16 protein-coding genes and 2 pseudogenes are annotated in these 18,849 nt (G+C 55.4%); 13 read left to right on the top strand and 5 right to left on the bottom strand.

Going from position 1 to position 18,849, the window contains the following annotated elements:
• Positions 1-153: 153 nt before the first annotated feature.
• Complete coding sequence (locus ACR3FF_RS20450) at positions 154-780, bottom strand: helix-turn-helix domain-containing protein (RefSeq protein WP_458189982.1); 627 nt, start codon at positions 778-780, stop codon at positions 154-156.
• Positions 781-891: 111 nt separating this feature from the next.
• Between ACR3FF_RS20450 and ACR3FF_RS20455 the strand changes: the two genes are divergently transcribed.
• From ACR3FF_RS20455 to ACR3FF_RS20480, 6 genes are all read left to right on the top strand, one after another.
• The gene (locus ACR3FF_RS20455) at positions 892-1,266 is read left to right on the top strand and encodes a DoxX family protein (RefSeq protein ID WP_458189983.1); all 375 of its coding nucleotides are present in this window, start codon (positions 892-894) and stop codon (positions 1,264-1,266) included.
• 847 nt (positions 1,267-2,113) lie between these two features.
• Positions 2,114-2,425: a hypothetical protein gene (locus ACR3FF_RS20460; RefSeq protein ID WP_458189985.1), complete on the top strand. Its 312-nt coding sequence runs from the start codon at positions 2,114-2,116 to the stop codon at positions 2,423-2,425.
• Entirely contained in the window at positions 2,412-2,684 is a 273-nt protein-coding gene (locus tag ACR3FF_RS20465; protein WP_458189986.1) for a DUF8156 family protein, read from the top strand. Before ACR3FF_RS20460 ends, ACR3FF_RS20465 begins: the two co-directional genes overlap by 14 nt.
• 4 nt (positions 2,685-2,688) lie before the next feature.
• Entirely contained in the window at positions 2,689-4,788 is a 2,100-nt protein-coding gene (locus tag ACR3FF_RS20470; RefSeq protein WP_458189987.1) for a type B DNA-directed DNA polymerase, read from the top strand.
• 363 nt (positions 4,789-5,151) lie between these two features.
• Complete coding sequence (locus ACR3FF_RS20475) at positions 5,152-6,714, top strand: DUF1254 domain-containing protein (RefSeq protein ID WP_458189989.1); 1,563 nt, start codon at positions 5,152-5,154, stop codon at positions 6,712-6,714.
• 349 nt (positions 6,715-7,063) lie between these two features.
• Positions 7,064-8,206, top strand: a complete 1,143-nt coding sequence (locus tag ACR3FF_RS20480) for a DUF1214 domain-containing protein (protein WP_458189990.1) — start codon at positions 7,064-7,066, stop codon at positions 8,204-8,206.
• Positions 8,207-8,636: 430 nt separating this feature from the next.
• On the opposite strand, the gene ACR3FF_RS20485 is transcribed toward ACR3FF_RS20480, so the two are convergent.
• Entirely contained in the window at positions 8,637-8,990 is a 354-nt protein-coding gene (locus ACR3FF_RS20485) for a hypothetical protein (protein ID WP_458189991.1), read from the bottom strand.
• A gap of 101 nt (positions 8,991-9,091) precedes the next feature.
• Here ACR3FF_RS20485 and ACR3FF_RS20490 point away from each other — a divergent pair, with 101 nt between their 5' ends.
• Positions 9,092-9,307, top strand: a complete 216-nt coding sequence (locus ACR3FF_RS20490; RefSeq protein WP_458189992.1) for a helix-turn-helix domain-containing protein — start codon at positions 9,092-9,094, stop codon at positions 9,305-9,307.
• Between the two features lie 5 nt (positions 9,308-9,312).
• On the opposite strand, the gene ACR3FF_RS20495 is transcribed toward ACR3FF_RS20490, so the two are convergent.
• Entirely contained in the window at positions 9,313-10,275 is a 963-nt protein-coding gene (locus tag ACR3FF_RS20495) for an NADP-dependent oxidoreductase (RefSeq protein ID WP_458189993.1), read from the bottom strand.
• A gap of 564 nt (positions 10,276-10,839) precedes the next feature.
• On the opposite strand from ACR3FF_RS20495, the gene ACR3FF_RS20500 reads away from it, so the two are divergent.
• Genes ACR3FF_RS20500 through ACR3FF_RS20525 form a run of 6 tightly spaced genes read left to right on the top strand, consistent with a single transcriptional unit; the run spans position 10,840 to position 16,900 of the window.
• Positions 10,840-12,435, top strand: a complete 1,596-nt coding sequence (locus tag ACR3FF_RS20500) for an ABC transporter substrate-binding protein (RefSeq protein ID WP_458189994.1) — start codon at positions 10,840-10,842, stop codon at positions 12,433-12,435.
• Between the two features lie 18 nt (positions 12,436-12,453).
• On the top strand, positions 12,454-13,401 hold the full coding sequence (nikB, locus tag ACR3FF_RS20505) for a nickel ABC transporter permease (protein ID WP_458189995.1): 948 nt from the start codon (positions 12,454-12,456) through the stop codon (positions 13,399-13,401).
• A gap of 1 nt (position 13,402) precedes the next feature.
• On the top strand, positions 13,403-14,326 hold the full coding sequence (nikC, locus tag ACR3FF_RS20510) for a nickel transporter permease (protein ID WP_458189996.1): 924 nt from the start codon (positions 13,403-13,405) through the stop codon (positions 14,324-14,326).
• On the top strand, positions 14,323-15,387 hold the full coding sequence (locus ACR3FF_RS20515) for an ABC transporter ATP-binding protein (protein WP_458189997.1): 1,065 nt from the start codon (positions 14,323-14,325) through the stop codon (positions 15,385-15,387). Before nikC ends, ACR3FF_RS20515 begins: the two co-directional genes overlap by 4 nt.
• 5 nt (positions 15,388-15,392) lie before the next feature.
• Positions 15,393-16,418, top strand: coding sequence for an ABC transporter ATP-binding protein (locus ACR3FF_RS20520; protein ID WP_458189998.1), 1,026 nt, complete (start codon positions 15,393-15,395; stop codon positions 16,416-16,418).
• Positions 16,415-16,900, top strand: a complete 486-nt coding sequence (locus tag ACR3FF_RS20525; RefSeq protein WP_458189999.1) for a hypothetical protein — start codon at positions 16,415-16,417, stop codon at positions 16,898-16,900. The genes ACR3FF_RS20520 and ACR3FF_RS20525 overlap by 4 nt, the downstream gene beginning before the upstream one ends.
• A gap of 204 nt (positions 16,901-17,104) precedes the next feature.
• Here ACR3FF_RS20525 and ACR3FF_RS20530 read toward each other — a convergent pair.
• A pseudogene (locus ACR3FF_RS20530) lies at positions 17,105-17,935 on the bottom strand (hypothetical protein).
• Between the two features lie 75 nt (positions 17,936-18,010).
• Positions 18,011-18,724, bottom strand: a pseudogene (locus ACR3FF_RS20535) (M28 family metallopeptidase); the annotation flags it as partial.
• Between the last annotated feature and the right edge of the window lie 125 nt (positions 18,725-18,849).

The raw sequence follows: 18,849 nt of genomic DNA on the forward strand, positions 1-18,849 counted from the left end.
GAACTTGTCGGAGTTGCTGTTTCGTGACGCCCGCCAACCAGAGAAATCACGCCTCTTACTCAGCGAACGAGTGGCTGAAGCCTTCATGAGGCGATCCAGTGCTTAACCGAACACCAATGCTCCCGACTCCTTTGATTCGTCTCCCTCTGCCGCCTAGGAGATGAACTCCTTGATAATCCGACCTTCAGCCCGATGCAGAACGCCACTAGCCGCCGATTGATTGACCCCGAACGTTTCTGCAAGTTCGACGAGCGTACAGCCACGAGGACTGTCGTAGTAGCCGCGTTCAACCGCTTCAGAAATGAATTCCCGTTGGCGCTCGGTGAGGAGTCCGCTCGCATCGTATGATTGAGTGACCGACACGATCTCATAGGGGATGCCAGCCGCCGCTAACTCGGTAGTGAACTCCGACAACTGCTCCTGTGAACCGATTAGCTCGCCTGATATCCACCCGTCTCGGATGGTGAGAGGAAGTCGTGGGAGGTTCCCCCTCGCACGCCCCGCCTTATACGACGACGGCATTGGAAACACGCACTGGATCAGAACCATCTCTTCGTCGGAATGGAGTATTTCGGACGAGCGCACCTCCGGTGCCTCGTCGAACCGGCGAACGATGGCGTCCCTGTCTGATGTCGTTACTTTGACCAATTCGAGTACGTCATCGTCAATGGGATGGGTCGCCAGGATCTTGAACTCGGCATCCGAGAAATCGGTCGAGACACCAGCCAGCCAATTGTCGTCGTCTGCCCCAATCTTGACTTTGAGGTGTACACGAGCCATACCACGCTAGAGTTGGCTGACGAGTGGCTTAACAGACTCGCGGATGACTTATAAAGGTGAATCTATTCACGCGTGAATCCGTGGTCTCGCCCAGCTTAGTAGCGAACATCTATGAGCACAATTGAAACGGCCATCCCCGTCGTGCAAGGACTACTTGGACTCATCATGGTGGGTGCGGGCAGCGCGAAGTTAATCGGCGTTGACATCGCGAAAAAGGATTTCGAGCGGTACGGCTATCCACAGTGGTTTTTCGTCGTGACCGGCGGTATCGAGGTTGTCGGCGGGCTCGGGTTGCTCGTCGGTCTCGTGTTTGCGCCGATTCTCGCTGTTCTCGGCGGATTGTTAATCATCGCCACGATGATCGGGGCCATCCTGACACATCTCTTCCGGGTTGACGATCCACTCTGGCGATCAGTCGGGCCAGCGATCTATCTCATCGCCGGACTCTTTGTCACGAGTTTTCTGCTGCTCTCGTCCTCGCCATAACTCAATTGTTGAGAACTGGAGTTTCGGAAATCCGAATCGGAAACCGATGGAAGAGGGCGAATCCCAATACCAATATCAGGTAGCTTGGCCCGTGATTGGCTGCGATAGATTCGTACACAACGCTGTCGGCGTAGGGGGGGAAATCGAACCATCGACAGTTCCTTCAGACTGTCCATGGGAGTGGTGTGATACTCACCACAAGCCCATCTCAGTTCATGCGACATCATCTTGCCCTCCTCGAGATTTTACGAACGAAATATACGATTCACCCGACCAAATTTCCGGGATGTCTCGAGTTTCCAGAGTGCTCTTATTGATGTTGTCGATTGGTCGAAAGTAGGAGTAGGCAGAGTGTGTTCTTTCTCCACTGTGACGACTAGCACGACCGACACTCACTCCAACTACCATCGATATTTCCGGTATTGGAATATTCGGAAGCGACCCAGGCTTGCCTATCTGATACCCGGTAAATATGTTATCCGTGATGATGAACCAAACATCACCAGAACTTCCCTCACTTGAGCCTGGAATCACACTGCTCGAAACCGACGAGCGCATGACTGGCTCGCTCCAGTCACTCGTGCTCGATCAACTGCTCCTTGAGCAGGGCTCAGCCATTTGGATCGACGCCCACGGGCACGGAACAACACACCCGCTGACGCGAATTACTCCCTCAATGCGAGTCCTTGACCGGATTCACATTGCTCGAGCATTTACTCCGTGGCAACACCAGAGTCTCGTTCGAGATCTTGTTGGAGAGATTACGGACGAAACCACGATTGCCGTCTTACCCGCTCTCGACTGGTTTTACCGATCGGAGGATCTGCCGCGTGGCGACGATGAGCGTATGCTCTCGACTGCGGCTGAGCGGATCGAATCACTTGCCAAGCGATTCGAAATTCCGGTGCTGCTGACGTTGCAGGCGGACGATACGCTGACAGCACCGATTCACGAGATTGCTGATCAGACGATTCAGTGTGAACAGACACAGTTCGGCCCACGGTTTGCAGGCGAGGAGTACGAGACGTTGGTGTACCCGCTTGAGAATGGGCTGGTGCAAACGACCCTCGCGTATTGGAAGCGTATTCTCGCCAATCGACATCCGGCGATGGTTGATACTGACGTTTCTCCGGAGGTGAGCGTGAATGGGGCGTACTAACGCGACATATCGCGATTTACTCCGGGCGATGGAATCTCGGTGGCAAGAATATCGGCGGGCACTCCGACACGCTGATCAGGCTGTGTTCGATCGGCTCTTCGAATATGCTCGCGCTCATGCGGACGCGAGTGGGATTCAGAACCACCAGTTCGTCGAGATACCAGCGCTGGTTTCGATGGTGATCGAACAACAAAAGCAGATTGAGGATCTCGAAGATCGACTCGACCATATCGAGGACGATTTGAACGATCGAGGATGAGGCGATGGTGTACAAAATCGACTACGTCGACGGCGATGTCCTCACCTGGTCGGTAACCGAGACGGGAGTGGAGTGTGAAGTCGATGAATCGTATACACCGACAATTTACGTATCGGTGCATGGTGATGGCAACTTTTCCACGGCACGTGCTGCACTCCGAGACTATCCTTCCGTTGTTCAGGTTGCTATCGTCGAAGAACGTATGAGTTTTCGCCACGATCCGGAGCAAGTACTTCAGGTGGATGTGGTCGACCTCAAGGCGGTCAATTCAGTGGCACGAATGGTGAGCAAGTGGGGCTCTCCTGGTGAGTATCGCTGCTACAACGTCGACTTCTCACGGGAGTTTCGGTATTGTCTCGACGAGGGGATTAACCCGCTGCCAACCCACGAACTCTCACAGATGCAGATCTCTGTCTCGGAGACGGAACTCACGAGTGAGAGAGTTACCGAACTCACAATTGACGATGAGAGGGTGACTGGGAGTGGTGCGGACGTGTTAGCAACGCTGTCGGCTCGTGTTGAGTCGGTTGACCCGGATGTCCTCTTCTTGAATACCAGCAACCTCATTCCCGTCCTGTTCCAGCAGGCCGATCGACTCGACGTCCAGTTTCAGCTTGGACGACGGCCCGGATGGCAGCAATTGGCGGGTGAATCGACCTACGAAAGCTACGGGCAAGTCGGGCACTCCCCGGCACGGTACAACCTCCTTGGTCGGGTGATCATCGACGGTTCGAATACGTTTATGTGGAACCAGACCAACCTCGATGGCTGTCTGTATCTCGTGGAACAGTCGGGCAAGCCACTCCAGGAGTTGGCGTGGTCGTCGATCGGGAATATCTTGACTGGAATTCAGATTCAGGAAGCCCGCGAGCGGGACGTGCTCGTTCCGTGGCGTTCGTGGCGTCACGAGAAATTCAAAACGATGCGCCAACTCCACGATGCCGACCGAGGTGGGTTCACCTTTGCGCCGGACGTCGGGCTGCACGAGGACGTGCACGAACTCGACTTCTCCTCGTTGTATCCGAATATCATCGTCACACGGAACGTGAGTCCAGAGAAGATCCGCTGTGAGTGCCATGCTGGGCGGGAAGATGTACCGGGCATCGGGTATTCGATTTGTGACGAGCGGGGCTATCTTCCGGACGTGCTTGAGCCGTTGATCGAGGATCGGGATGCGATCAAAGCCGAGATTCGAGCGACTGAGGATGAAGAGCGTCGCGACGAGTTGGAAGGCCAATCGAGTGCGATCAAGTGGATTTTGGTCTCGTGTTTCGGCTATCAGGGCTTTTCGAATGCGAAGTTCGGACGGATCGAGTGCCACGAAGCGATCAACGCGTATGCTCGGGAGATTCTGTTGGAGACGAAGGCCGTGCTCGAAGAGAACGGGTGGCGGATTGTGCATGGCATCGTCGATAGCGTGTGGGTGACGCCGATCGAAGACGAGGAACAGACGTCGCTTTCGGAGCTTGTCTCGGAGATTTCCGAGGAGGTAGAGATCCGGCTTGAGCATGAAGCGCACTACGACTGGATATCGTTCGTCCCGTTGCGGGATTCGGATGCTGGTGCGTTGACGAAGTACTTCGGGAAAGTCGCTGGTGAGGACGAGTACAAGTATCGAGGGATCGAGTGTCGCCAGCGAAGTACGCCGTCGTATATCGATGAAGCGCAGAAAGCGTTGATTCGAGCGGTAGATGAGTATCGCGATCCGGAAGTGGTATGTGAGGAATTGCGGTTGTGGGTTGATCGTATAGAGTGTGGGGCGGTTGATCCGAATGAGTTGGTGATCACGAATCGTATTTCGAAAAAGCGGGAGGAGTATACGCAATCGACGCGGAGTGTGGCGGCGCTAGAGCGGGCGGCTGATTTGGGATTGGCGCGTGCGCCTGGGCAGAGTGTCTCGTATGTGGTGGTTGACGATGCGAAGCAGTCGCGAGAGCGGGTGAAGTTAGTGAGTGAGGGACTAAGTGGGTATGATACTGGGTTTTATCGAGAGATATTGGTTCGTGCTGCGGCGAGTGTGTTGTCACCGCTTGGGTGGCGAGAGAAGCGTATTGAGCAATTCCTCTCAAGTCATGACGAGATCAGCCTCAAATCGTTTTTCTAACGATTGCAAGCTGACCGCATCGAGGTCACGCTCCGAGGCACCCGGCCTGCAGAGGCTGTATCTGTCGCATACCTTCTCTTCCATGGAAAATCTCAATCGATTATCGATTTCGACGGTCGTGCTGATTGCAGAACACGAATCAAGCCAGCCACGAGCGTACACAGGAGATGGGTAGGTTGTTCAGTGCACATACAACAGATCTCAGATCCGAACTGAACAGGTGGCCAACCAGTTCTCACCGCCATTCTGTCTGGAATTTATGTTAGTTTGGAGACAATACTTTGTAGGAGTCCGTCGTATGGAGTGCGAGTCGGGTGGGGCAGTGCTGTTGGGCACCGTACGGGAGAACGAGAGACACCAACCATGAGTAACGAGACACACGACACGACGGCTGACGCAGAATCGGATTCTGGACTGATGCGGGTAACCCGCCGCACCGCGCTTCAAGGAGCAGGGCTCGCCGGATTGCTCGCGATGGGCGGCGGCGCCAGCGCCTGCCAAGCCCGGAACGAGATGTCAGCAGATGACGGAACAGATACCAGGGTGGCATCGATCGCAGAAGACGCATATCTCTACGGCCTCCAGCAGGTCATTTTCTACGAGACGCGCTTCAACTACACGCAGAAGGAGGACAGCGACGTTTTCGTGGGTGTCAATCGATTGTACTATCCCAACGAGGGCCGGCCGATAACGGCCGACTTCACGGCTGTCGTCACCCCGAACGCCACCACTCTGTACGGGCAGAGCTTCCTTGACCTGCAGGACGAACCCGTCGTCATCGAGATGCCCGAGGTTACCGACCGCTACTTCTCGCTGCAGTTGATGAACCAGTACGGGATTTTCCCCCTCTACGCCGGGAATCAGTTTAACGGCACTGACGCGCGGTCGTACCTGATCCTGCCGGACGACTACGAGGGCGAGATCCCGGGCGACTTCGCCGCGACAGACGTCGTCCAAGCGGGCACGAAGACCCTGGCAATGCTCGTTCGGTACGCGCTGCGCGATCCCACGGATGAATCCGAAATCTCGTACGTCAACGACCTGCAGGACCGGACGACTATTACCCCGCTCAGCGAGTGGCTTGCCAACGACCACTCGGGCGTGCCGCGGGCGAAACAGCCAGTTGTCCCCGGCGACTACGAGACGATCCCACGAATGGAGGATCTTACGACGCAGCAGGTCGAAAATCAGACTGCAGCGGATTTCTTCACCCTCCTCAACCTCGTCCTGAACGACCCGAGCATGTCGCTCATCGACGACTCACGTAAGGAAGCTGCGATGCTCGACCAGTTGGAAGAGGTCGGAATCGGCCCGGGACTAGAGTTCGAGTGGTCCGCCCTCGATAATGACGTGCAGGAGGCACTGACCAGCGGGTTCAAGAACGGATTCGAGCGCGTCAGGACCACCGGTCAGGAGGGCTTGGTCGACATGAATGGCTGGCAAGTCCTTGCGCCGACGGGGGACTTCAGGACCGACTGGTTGACCCGGGCCGTCATGGCCGACTTCGGCTATGCGGGCCCTGACTCGCCCAAATCACACGTCGCTGGGTTCCGATTCACCGACGCGAGCGGCGACCCACTGGACGGGTCGACGCGGTACACCATCACATTCGACCTCGACAACCTCCCACCAGTCACCGAGTTTTGGGAGATTCCAATCTACGACGCGCAGGGTTACTTCGTCGAGAACGAACTTGACCGCTACAGCATCAACAGCTACATGCTCGAAGAAGGACTGTTACACACAGAAGCCAACGAACTCGTCATCTACGTTCAACACGAGAAACCGGACGATCCCAAGAAGGTGCAAAACTGGCTGCCAGCCCCCGATCGTGGCATGCGGTTTGCGGCTCGATTCTACGGTCCTCACTGGTCGCTGGTTGACGGGTCTTATGACATGCCCGAAGTCGTCCCTGTAGAGGAGTGACCGCGACGCTCTGCAGGGTCTCCTCACACTCGAAAGCGGGGGAGGATGTCACATCACCCCCGGTTACTTGCTCCGTCTTAAGAAGAGTGACAGTAGGCGAATCGCCACTCCTAACTGAAGCGATTGTATAACCAGGCGACAATGTAGCCAATCGTGAATCCGTCGAGTAGCGCCCAGACAGCCCCAATAACGAATCAAGATTGAACAGATAGTTTACCAGTTCTCACGCCATTCTGTCTGGAATTTATGTTAGTTTGGAGACAATACTTTGTAGGAGTCCGTCGTATGGAGTGCGAGTCGGGTGGGGCAGTGCTGTGAGCACAACCCGAGAGAACGAGAGACACTAACCATGAGTAACGAGACACACGACACGACGGTTGATGCAGAATCAGACTCCGAACCACTACAAACAACCCGCCGCACCGCACTTCGCGGGATGGGCCTCGCCAGCTTCCTTGCGATGGGCGGCGGCAGCGCCAACGCCCAACAAGACACGCCGAGCCAGACTACCAAACAGGCTCAGCAACAGACGACGGACAATGCCAATGCAATCCCGGTGACATGGGCGAACTACCCACGTGCCAGCTGTCATGCGGTATTCCAGTCAAACGTCAACAAGGGCGGGTTCGGACAGTTCTATCACTATCGAAATCTCGGCCCCATTGATGAGCAGATTGCCCCCCAGGAGAATCGTGACACGCTCTACTCACTCGGGGTGTTCGATCTGACCGAGCCCGTCACCATTACGAAACCAGACAGCGGTGACCGATACCAGTCGATGAATGTGCAGAATGAAGAACAATATGGGAGGCTGTGTGTCTACGACCCTGGCCAGTACACGATCACACAAGATATGGTAGAGACGCGGTATGCTGGCGTCACGGTCCGCACATTTGTTGACCCAGACAATCCGGACGATCTGGAACAAGTTCGGAAACTCCAGGACGAGATCGCCGTGGAGCAGTCATCAGCCGGGTCATTCGAGATTCCCAACTGGGATCGGCAATCGTTCGAAGAGATCAACAATGCGCTCAAAACAGTCGCGCTCACGGTAGACAACCTCTCGGACGCGTTTGGTGACGTGGGCGAGGTCGACCCCGTGAAATTTTTCATCGCCAGTACGGCAGGGTGGACTGGCGTTCCGGAGCCGTCGGAAGCAGTAATTCTCACAGAGACTCCCGCCCAGAACGACGGTCAGACGCCATATGAACTCACCGTCAAGAATGTCCCTGTCGACGGGTTCTGGTCGGTCAGCGTCTACAACCGTGACTTCTACTTCGAGAAGAACAAGTACGACGCGTACACGATTAACAACGTGACCGCAGAGCAAGCCGATGACGGCAGTGTCACCATCCACTTCGGTGGGGACCCCAATCAGCCGAATTTCCTCTACACGCCAAAAGACTGGCACTATGTCGTCCGGCTCTACCAACCGCACAAGCCAATCATCAACGGGAGTTATCAGTTCCCCGAAGCCCAACCGGTCGAGTGAGGCGAGCGCGGATGGTAGCCATATTGGCCGCTACTGACTGCGTCGGCGCGCTCTCGACCGTCGGCTCGGCTGCTGTCTTGTCCTGACGGTCGTGCTGAACTTGTCCTCTGAATTCAGCACGCGATTCGTGCATTTGTTGACAATTTCAACAGAACGACTTTCCCGGGTCGTTGTTCAGGTCACTGTTTTCTCTGGAAGGGGTCGTTGGGTTAGCTACGCCGATCGGATCCGATCGATTATAACGTTGTAAGAGAGGGGGATCGCGAGAGCGACCCCCTCCATTTCGCAGAAATAGACGCAGAAATAGACGTACTCCACAGTAGCCGTACAACCGTTACCACCATGTGCCACCGGCAATGCGGTGTGAATCTCTTGTGGTGGCTTAGTTCGAAAGGGGGTTCTGCGAACCCCCGTGATTACAACGCTATAATCAGCGCCCTCCGTTCTCTATTTCCGCGTTTGCTTCGTGGGCTCGCATCCACCCTGCGAGGTCGGGATGGGCGAACGTGATCTCGATGTGATGGCCACCGACACCCATTGCATCGTCCACACACAGCGTCCGTGACTCTTTGTAGGTCACGCCGGGTACACGCTCGGCCATTTCTTCCATTACCCGATAGCCATCGTTCTTGTACGCACAACCATAGTGCGTCGCGACTTCGCGATAGCCTAATCGTGCGACCATCACGTCGTTCGTCTTAGCGACGTTCTTCGCGTGCTCGAGGACGTCAAGATATTTGTCTTCGACTTGCTGGCTCTCGGCTCGCTTCTCACGGAAGTTCACGAGCTCCGTATTCTGCTCCGAGCGTTGGACCGTTCTACAAACGACTTAGTGCAGATCTGAAGGAAGGTATCGATGTGCGGTTGGCCGAATTATCCGAACTCATGGAGTGGGAAGACGATGTGCTCTCACTTGTGGATCTTCCCTACGAGCAGCGGAAAGCCCTCGAGACCGCCGTCGAGCAGGGATACTACGAAACTCCCCATGATATCAAAACCCACGAACTAGCAGCTCATCTTGATATTCCCCGGTCAACGCTCCAATACCGGCTACAACGCGCAGAAGCGTGGTTAGCAAAACTCTTCGCTGATACTTCTTGAGAGGTTCAGTTTACAGTGAGGACCACCTTGCCGCGTCCGTGACCCTCCTCAATGAGACGATGGGCTTCGGCAGCCTCTTCGAGCGAAAGCGTTTCCCGGAGATGGGGTTTTACAGTCCCGTCGTCAATCAGGGTCCGGATCTGGTTGAGGTACTCGGCGTTTGGTGCAACGAACACTAGTTCTCCTTCGACGTTGTGTTGTTCGGCCTGCTGTTGGTCTGGTTCGCTGAGCAGCGACACCAACACCCCACCGTCAGTGAGAACCTCGAAAGACCTAGCGAGTGTTTTGCCACCAACTGGGTCGATCACTATGTCGACGGGGTCCAGAACCTCCTTGAAGTCTTCCTCGCGGTAATTTACGAACTCATCAACGCCGAGCTCCCGGAGAAACGGTTTATTACTCTCGGATGCAGTTCCGATAACGTGTGCTCCCTGATTGTGTGCGAACTGTATCGCCATATGGCCGACACCACCGGCACCTGCATGCACTAATACCCGATCACCTTCCGAGACGTCTGCTGCGTCGAACAACGCCTGCCAGGCTGTCAGTGATACCATCGGAACCGCAGCCGCTTCGGCGTGAGTGAGTGAGGAAGGCTTCTGGGCGATGTCGTCGGCGGGTGCGGTCACATATTCGGCGTACGTGCCGGAAAGCGTCGGGAAGCGGAGCATCCCGTAGACCTCCTCGCCTTCTTCCCAACTGCTGACGTCCTCACCGACTGCTTCCACGGTACCGGAAACATCCCATCCAGCTGTGATCGGGAACGGGTCGTCCTCATTAGCGCTGCGGACGTTCTGCCCGAGTCCAACGTTCTCTCGGGTCTTCCAATCGATAGGATTTACCCCTGCGGCCTCAACACGGAGTAGAACCTCACCAGCTTCAGGTTCCGGAGTCGAGACTGTTTCATATCTGAGAACCCCTTCGTCACCGTGTTCGTGATATCGAACGGCATGCATCGAGTCGGTCATCTGTTGCGTCTGCTAATTGGGTAGTGGAGAGAATAGTCTTTGGTTCGGTTTTGGCTAGTTGATATCTTGGCTATAGACGAAGTGAACTACCCCGCCCTACGCGCTTCGCGCGTTGCGGACGGGGCTTCCTGCCTCCAAGACGCGCTTTGCAGGAACCGTGGTGGTTCCCATAGGGAGCGCAGTTTGGTCCCCCGGTATTGTGTTCGATGATCCGTGCGATGATCGTCGGGTTTGCACTCATAGATCATTATAGCGACTGGAAACCAAAAATGAGGTGGCAACCGAACCGACTGAATTGGTCGTATAGATATGTGAAATATACTAACCTACTGAAACAGTAAAATATGTTTTCATTACTGGAATTATTGTAGAAGACCTATCACAAATATCGGTGTAATGTGTGCCATCATTCTAATTTCGAATCAAAGGTTTTGATCCGGATACACAGCTAGTTCTAAACCAATCATAGTATAAAGGAACGGGGTTCAGTCATACCGTATATATGCTGTTTTGCCTCATTGAGAGCAAACTATTTCTAATTACAGAATATATGCATGGAAAGGTATGTCAAACCATCCCAAATCACGCCGAGACTGGTTACGGATCTTAGGTGCAACTGGCATTGCAGGGCTTGCCGGTTGTGCAGGCGGTAACGAGGGTAAGGAAAAACCAGAGCAAACAAAGCCTGAAGATAGTTCCTCTGGTCAAGGGAACCAGCGAAGCTCGACGACGGTTGCACTCGCAAGTGATCCGACTGAAGGAACATGGCAGGTCTACGGCGGTGTGATGCCATACTATACCAATATCTTAGAGCCGTTGATTTGGGTGACGGACGATATGAAGCTCAAGCCATGGCTCGCCACGGAGTGGAAAGCGACCGGCGAGAAAACGTGGGAATTCACGCTCCGTGACGAGGTGACGTTCCACAATGGCGAGCCACTCACAGCCGAGGCGGTCAAGTTCTCGTTCGAAGCTATTCTCAATGAGTGGTCGTGGGCACCAGGATGGGTCCATCTCAAGCCGAAAAATAGCGTGAAAGTTCTCGATAAGAAGACGGTCGAATTCACGACGACGGACCCGTTCCCGTCGTTCCCGGGGACGATCTCACACAACATGATCGCAATCCAGCACCCAAGCCGTGATCGGAAAAAGAACGAGGTCATCGGAACCGGCCCGTTCCAGGTAACCGATCGGAAGAGCAAGCAATTCGTGAAGACGAAAGCGTTCGATGACTACTGGAACGGTGACGTCGGCCTCTCGTCGCTCACATTCCAAGTGATTTCAGATCCGAATACCCGTGCTTTGGCACTAAAAGATCACGAGGTGGACGTCGCGTATGAACCGCCGAAAAGTCAACTAAAAAGTTTGAAAAATTCGAAGAAGACAAACGCCATCAAGCAACTCTCACCCGGCGCCGGTGCCGCCCGGCTCAACATGTATAAATCGCCGATGGATGACGTGAAACTTCGGAAGGCACTCAACTACACAGTCCCACAGAAGCTCATCGTTGATGAGGTACTCAACGGTGTTGGGGTCCCGGCAAAGGGTCCGATTGCAAAGAGTATCTACTGGTCTGCGCACGAGAAGATCCCGAACTACGGCCCCGATGTGGCGAAGGCCAAGAATCTAGTTAAGCAGTCGAAATACAATGGTGAAACTCTAAAGATGTTGGTCGGCAAGAACATGGTTGACGGCAACCTGCTTGCCCAAGTTCTTCAACAACAGTTCGACAAAATCGGAGTTTCCATCAAGATCCAGATGATGGAGGAGTCGGCATTCGACGACGCCGTCAGAAATGGAAAGGCTCACATCGAACTTAATGAGTCCGGCACGAACAGTGGTGCCGCTGATTACCTCATCTACGAGTCGTTCCACTCTGAGGGCGACATGAACGAACGTCTCAACGAGAAAGAAAACACCGGACTCTACAACCCTGGTAAGAAGGTCGACGACCTCATCGAGAAAGGGTTCCAGACCGCCAACAAACAGAAGAAAAAGCAATACTACGAGGAAGCACTTCAGATCGTAATGGATCAGGCGGCTGTCGTCCCGCTATACTATGGCGAGTACATCGTCGGAACCTACAACGACGTCGAAAATCTTGACCTGCGGCCCATCCCGGAAATGGTTCGGTGGCCTGCGCTCAAACATAACAACTAACTCTCAATCCCAATATCAATGCTTAACTTCCTGATTCGTCGATCCGCGACTGTTCTCCTCGTTCTCGTGGGCGTTTCTGTATTGACGTATGGGCTTATGTTCTTCACCCCGGGCGATCCGGCACGGACAATCCTTCGCCAGCAGGCCGGTGGGCGTCCACCGTCCGACGCCGCCGTTATGGAATTCCGCGAGGAACATGGTCTGAACGATCCCATTCCAGTCCAGTACACGAGTTGGGTGTGGGACGTCCTCCACGGCGACCTCCGCGAATCGTACTACGAGGAGAAGTCGGTGACATCACTCATCATGGATCGACTTCCAGAAACGATCGAACTTGCAATAGCTGGACTGCTCGTGGCGTTAGCCATCTCACTACCCACTGGAGTCATCAGTGCGGTTCACAAGGGACAATTCCCAGACTACGTGAGCCAGTTGACTGCACTCCTCGGCGTCTCGATGCCGAATTTCTGGCTCGGCTACCTCCTCATCATCGTCTTCGCATTGAACCTGGATATGTTCCCAACATACGGCGTCGGTGGTATCGAACATCTCGTCCTTCCAGCAGTGACCCTAGGGACGGGAATGGCCGCCATCATCACTCGCCTCGTCCGCTCGTCGATGCTCGAGGTGCTCGATGAGGACTACATCCGGACGGCACGCTCGAAGGGCCTTCGTGAACGGATTGTCGTCTACAAGCACGCGCTGCGTAACGCACTCATTCCCGTCGTGACCATTGTTGGGTTACAATTCGGTTATCTCCTCAACGGTGCTGTCATCGTCGAGATCGTCTTCCAACGTCCGGGATTGGGTGAACTCCTGATCAACGCGATTTTCGCCCGTAACTATCCAGTCGTTCAGGGATTAGTGTTACTCATCGCGGTCATCTTCGTTATGACCAATTTCTTCGTCGATATCACCTACCGATACATCGATCCGCGAATCTCGTTTGAAGGAGGTGACGCATAAGATGAGCTTGGAATCTGATCTCGAAGGACCAACGCTCTCCGAACAGGCACGATCACGGTATCAGACGATCGTGCGGTCTCGGAAACTTCGCCAGTTCAAATCAAACAGGCTCAATCTGATCGGACTGGCGCTCGTGCTGGTCGTCGTTTCGTCGGCACTGTTTGCTCCGTGGATCGCTCCCTACGAGCCAAATGAACAAGACCTTCTGAACCGGCTTGATCCGCCGTCTTCGGAACACCTGATGGGAACCGATCAACTCGGACGAGACATGTTCTCCCGCCTGCTTTATGGTGCCCGCATCTCGTTGCGGGTCGCACTCGTCGTCGTCGCAATCACGCTTGTGATCGGCACGCTCGTGGGTGTCATCGCAGGGTATGCCGGCGGGTGGGTCGATGAAGCATTGATGCGATTCGTGGACATCCTCCTCGCGTTTCCCGGGATCTTACTTGCACTCGTCATCGCCGGTATCTTGGGGCCGAGTCTCACGAACATCATGATCGCCCTTGCTGTTGTCGGGTGGACACAGTACGCACGCATCATCCGTGGGAGCGTCCTCTCGATCAAGGAAAAAGAGTTCATCAAGGCAGCTCAGTTGATGAACGTCTCGAAACCACGCATCATCCTACGGCACGTCCTCCCGAACGTCATCACGCCAGTCATCGTCCTTGCGACAATGGACATGGCGTACGTGATCCTTGGAACTGCTGGCCTCTCGTTTCTTGGGCTCGGCGCACAGCCGCCGACACCTGAGTGGGGCGCGATGCTCTCGGCGGGCCGGAACCACCTTCAGACCGCGTGGTGGGTCGTGAACTTCCCCGGTCTCGTCATCATGATTACAGTTTTGGGATTCAACCTTCTGGGCGACGGCCTCCGTGACGTGCTCGACCCGCGCGACCTTGGCGACGTGGAGGGGAAGAGCCTATGAGCGACACCGAACCGCTCCTCGAAGTCGAAAACCTGAGCACGCGTTTCAACACGATCGAAGGGTCCGTTCACGCGGTCAACGGGATGTCGTTTACCGTCGATGACGGCGAAATCGTCGGCATCGTCGGCGAGAGCGGAAGCGGAAAGTCGGTGACTGCACTCTCGCTCGTTCGACTCGAAAACCCGGGTAAGATCACCGATGGATCGATCCGCTTCCGCGACACAGAGATGACGACCGCCGACGATAGGACGATCAGACAAATCAGGGGCGACGGGATGGCGATGGTGTTCCAGGATCCGATGACGACACTCAACCCCGTCTACAAGGTGAGCGAGCAAATCGTCGAATCGATGAAGGTGCACCAGTCGCCCGACAACCAGCGGCTGCTCGATTACCTTAGAATACCAGGATTCAGCAGCCGGAAGAGTTGGAAGTCGATGGAGGAGCGAGCAGTCGACCTGATGTCACAGGTGGGCATCCCCCATCCGGAACAGCGACTCGACGCATACCCCCACGAGTTCTCGGGGGGAATGCGCCAGAGAGCGATGCTTGCGATCGCTCTCGCACGCAAACCGGATCTATTGATTGCGGACGAGCCGACGACGGCACTCGACGTGACCATCCAGGCGCAGATACTCGAACGTATCCGTGCGCTGAACAAGGAACTCGGGATGGCCGTCCTGATGATTACACACGACCTCCGCGTCGTCGCGGAGCTCTGTGACCGTGTCATCGTTATGTATGGCGGTGAAATCATGGAGACGGGTCGAACCGAACAGGTGCTCACCAACCCGTGTCACCCGTACACCCGGTCACTTCTCGAATGTATGCCCCAAAATACGTCCCGTAAGGAGTCGCTGAACGTCATCGAGGGACAGGTGCCAGATATGATCGGTGGCGTTGACGGCTGTCCGTTCGCCTCCCGCTGCACGTACGCAAGCGAGGAGTGTCGTGTTAGCCAGATCCCATCCGTCGATATCGGTGAAGACCACGATGCATCATGCTGCCATCTCCATGAAGTTCCAGATTCGAACCCGGAAACGGTAGGGGAACGCCAATGAGTAATATGGACCAAATAGGGACAGATCCCTCAGCAAGTGAACGGCCGGTCATCGAAGTACGAAATCTAGTGAAGCACTTCCCGCTCAACGACTCGCTTATAGACAATTTCCTGGGCAATAATGAACACGTCGAGGCAGTCTCCGACGTTTCGTTCAGCATCGCGGAGGGCGAAACGCTAGCCTTGGTCGGCGAGAGTGGGAGTGGCAAGTCGACGGTCGCAAACCTTGTCACCGGGTTGTACGCGCCGACGAGCGGGGAGGTTCTGTTCGAGGACGAACCCATTGCGAGCGTCGAAGCTCGATCAGCAGATATTCTCTCGGAAATCGGGATGGTCTTCCAGGATCCGAAGGCAAGCCTCGACCCCCGTCTGACGATCAGACGTTCGATCGCCGAACCTCTGCACTCTCAAGGGTGGGACAAGCAACGCCGGGAGGAACGGGTCGACGAACTACTCGACCTCGTGAATCTCTCAGACACTCACGCCGACAGACACCCACACGAACTCTCGGGCGGGCAGGCCCAACGTGTCGCCATCGCTCGCGCGGTCGCCCTCGATCCACGCGTACTCGTGCTCGACGAACCCGTCTCGGCGCTCGATGCGTCTGTCCAGGCGAAGATCCTCAATCTCCTGATGAACTTACAGGAGGAGATGGGACTCACGTATCTGTTTATTGCCCACGACCTCAACGTCGTCGAACACATTGCCGACCGAGTCGCAGTGATGTATCTAGGGAATCTCATGGAGATTGCCTCCGCCGAACAACTATTCGAACAGCCCACTCACCCGTACACGTACACGCTTCTCTCGGCGATCCCGAGTCTTGAGACGGGAACGACCGATGGTCGTGTCATTCTCGAAGGGGATGTTCCGAGCCCTGTCCACCCACCGAGCGGATGCGTGTTCCATACAAGATGTCCCATCGCCGAGGACGAATGTGGCACGACGGTACCCGATTTCGAGTTAGTTGATGACGCACAGTCGAAATGCCTATTCGCACGGGAGTTCGCCGAGGAGTATGGTGACCGATGACCAACGAAGACGCTGACGAAGTGGTGGCGGAAGATCTCGAGATCGACGAGGAGGACGACCACGTTCTCCCGTCGGAAGATCTTCAATACCCGGAGTTTGCGTTCGAAGAGGGCAACGTCGGAGATCGGGGGGAATTCGACCTTAGTCGATCGCTTTCGCGTGAGGAGATGATTCAATGGCTGGACGACATCGGCGGCGGACTGACTAGTCACGACATTGCCGTCGAGTCCCCTGATGGTCACGTTCGATTCGGTGTCTCCCCGGAGGATGTAGAGATGCGGTTCGACCCCGACGAGAACTACCGTGGTGATCTCGAGATTACGTTCCGGCTCAACGCCAAAGCGATGTTCGTCGCCGACGATCCCACGAAGCAGAAGGTAGGAGCACGGGGTGGACGCGGATTCGTCCCGATCCAGATGCTCACTTCCGATAAGGAGGTCTTCCGGTGTTACAGTTGGATCGACGATCCAGGAGATCCGTAGACGTAGTTTTCGTACTCATTCGGTTTTTGGCATTCTGTTCAAACACATCACCCGTTTTTACCAGCCCCAATCTGATTGACGTGTATTCTTGAAGTGACCCATATCACATTGTTTTCATCAGACCAAGTTAGTCTCGCCGCTCCAGAAACGGTTAGTGGATAACGAGGACATCTCCATGGTCAAGACGAACAGAATCGAAAAGAATCAGAGGACGCCGACAATAAAGCCGACACCCATGATGATGAGCACTGCTGCCGAGAACGTAGGCAGATACTCAGCGTATCGCTCCGCGCGTTCCTCGTAGTGGGTGTACCCCGCGATGAGCAACAGGGTGAGCCCGACGATCCCGAAGATGACAGTGATCGCATCACCCATGAGTTCCAGACAGTAGTTCGAACCGGCGCACAGGGCGATGATCTCGAACTCTTCTTCGTGCGCGAACCCGAGCACGAACGCGAATCCGGCAATTTCGAGAAGTCCACGGTCGGTCGCCTCCCCCATTGAGCCATGATCGTGAAAGTGTGAGTGGCCACCGATGAACGGAATGTACGATTTGATCCGCCCGAGGATACCTCCGCTCCCGTGGTCGTGGCCGTGATCGTCATGTTAGTGGTCGTGATGACCGTAATCACCGTCGTTCACTATCATCACGGGATCGTAGCTATATTTTCCATGGCCGTGGTCGTGATCGTGGCCATGGTCATCATGGCTGTGACCATGATCGTGGGAATGGCCGTGGAAGTATTCGCGGATTCCGAGTGCGATCAACAGGACCCCTGCGACATAGTTCATCCAACCGATCTGGGTCAGTCCGAAGTAGTTTTTTGCCCAAAAGAACACGGCGACCATCGCGATGCTACTGATCAAGTGGCCGAAGCCGAGGAGGAAGCTCGCGGCGAACCCGTGAAGCCACTTGTTCGATTGATCGAGTGCGTACGTTGCTGCGACGGGCCAGCCATGGCCTGGTTCGATCCCGTGGACGAATCCGAGTAGAATGGCGCCCAGGAACAGTCCAGCCACGTCACCTATTGGCATACTATCCGGAATACTGTACGCAATCGGCATAGCGGTTGTTATGACCGAAATCGGGTGATCGTAATAATCTCGTCGTCAGGTAAGCGGTGAGTGTTCAAACTTGTAGGGCCAGTCCCCGACGAGTTTGATCCCCTCGGCCCGTCCCTCCTGCTCGAATGAGGCCGCAACCGCCTCGGGAGTCCGGTGATCAATGTTCACGTCACTTCGGGCGAGATCGACGGCGAGTTCTGTGAGCAGGATCGCCTGCTCCCGGAGGTTCCGGCTCTCAAGTTTGTCGAGGGTATCTGCGTAGGTATGACCCCAACCTCGTCCTTCGGTGTCGCGGTAACCGGACACGAAGTAGCCTGGGACACCCCAGCGAACGAGGGGCCACTGGTCGCCACGCCAGCCTTCTCCGTGAATGATTCGTACGGGGTGATTGAACCGGCCAGCGACGCGTTCCACTGCGGATTCGAGTTCGTCGAATGTATGAGTGAAAAATTGGAGCGTCCGACCGCCAACGACCCCATCACAGTTCACAATCACCTTCACGTCCTCCGTGTCGGTCACACTGTCGTGGTATTCGGATCCACAGAGCCCGACCTCCTCGGCCCCGAACGCGATAAACTCCACACGCGTCGCTAATTCGTCTTCTCGCTCCGCCAAGGCCTTCGCGATCTCGACAAGCATTGCGGTTCCCGCACCGTTGTCCGCGGCTCCCTCGGAAATGTCGTGTGCATCGACGTGGCTCGTAATAAGCACGGCCTCGTCGGTCTCTGGGCCGATCTCGGCGTGGACGTTCTGGCTCGTCCCATTGTCGGTAGTTCCCATCGTTCCTGATTACTGACTCGGTTTCTGGGGCGAGACGAGAGTAGCTGGCGCGGATGAGCGAATGATTCAACCAAAGACGGCGGTCTCACTCCAGTGAGAGCGCC

The organism is Haladaptatus ordinarius, assembly GCF_054177595.1.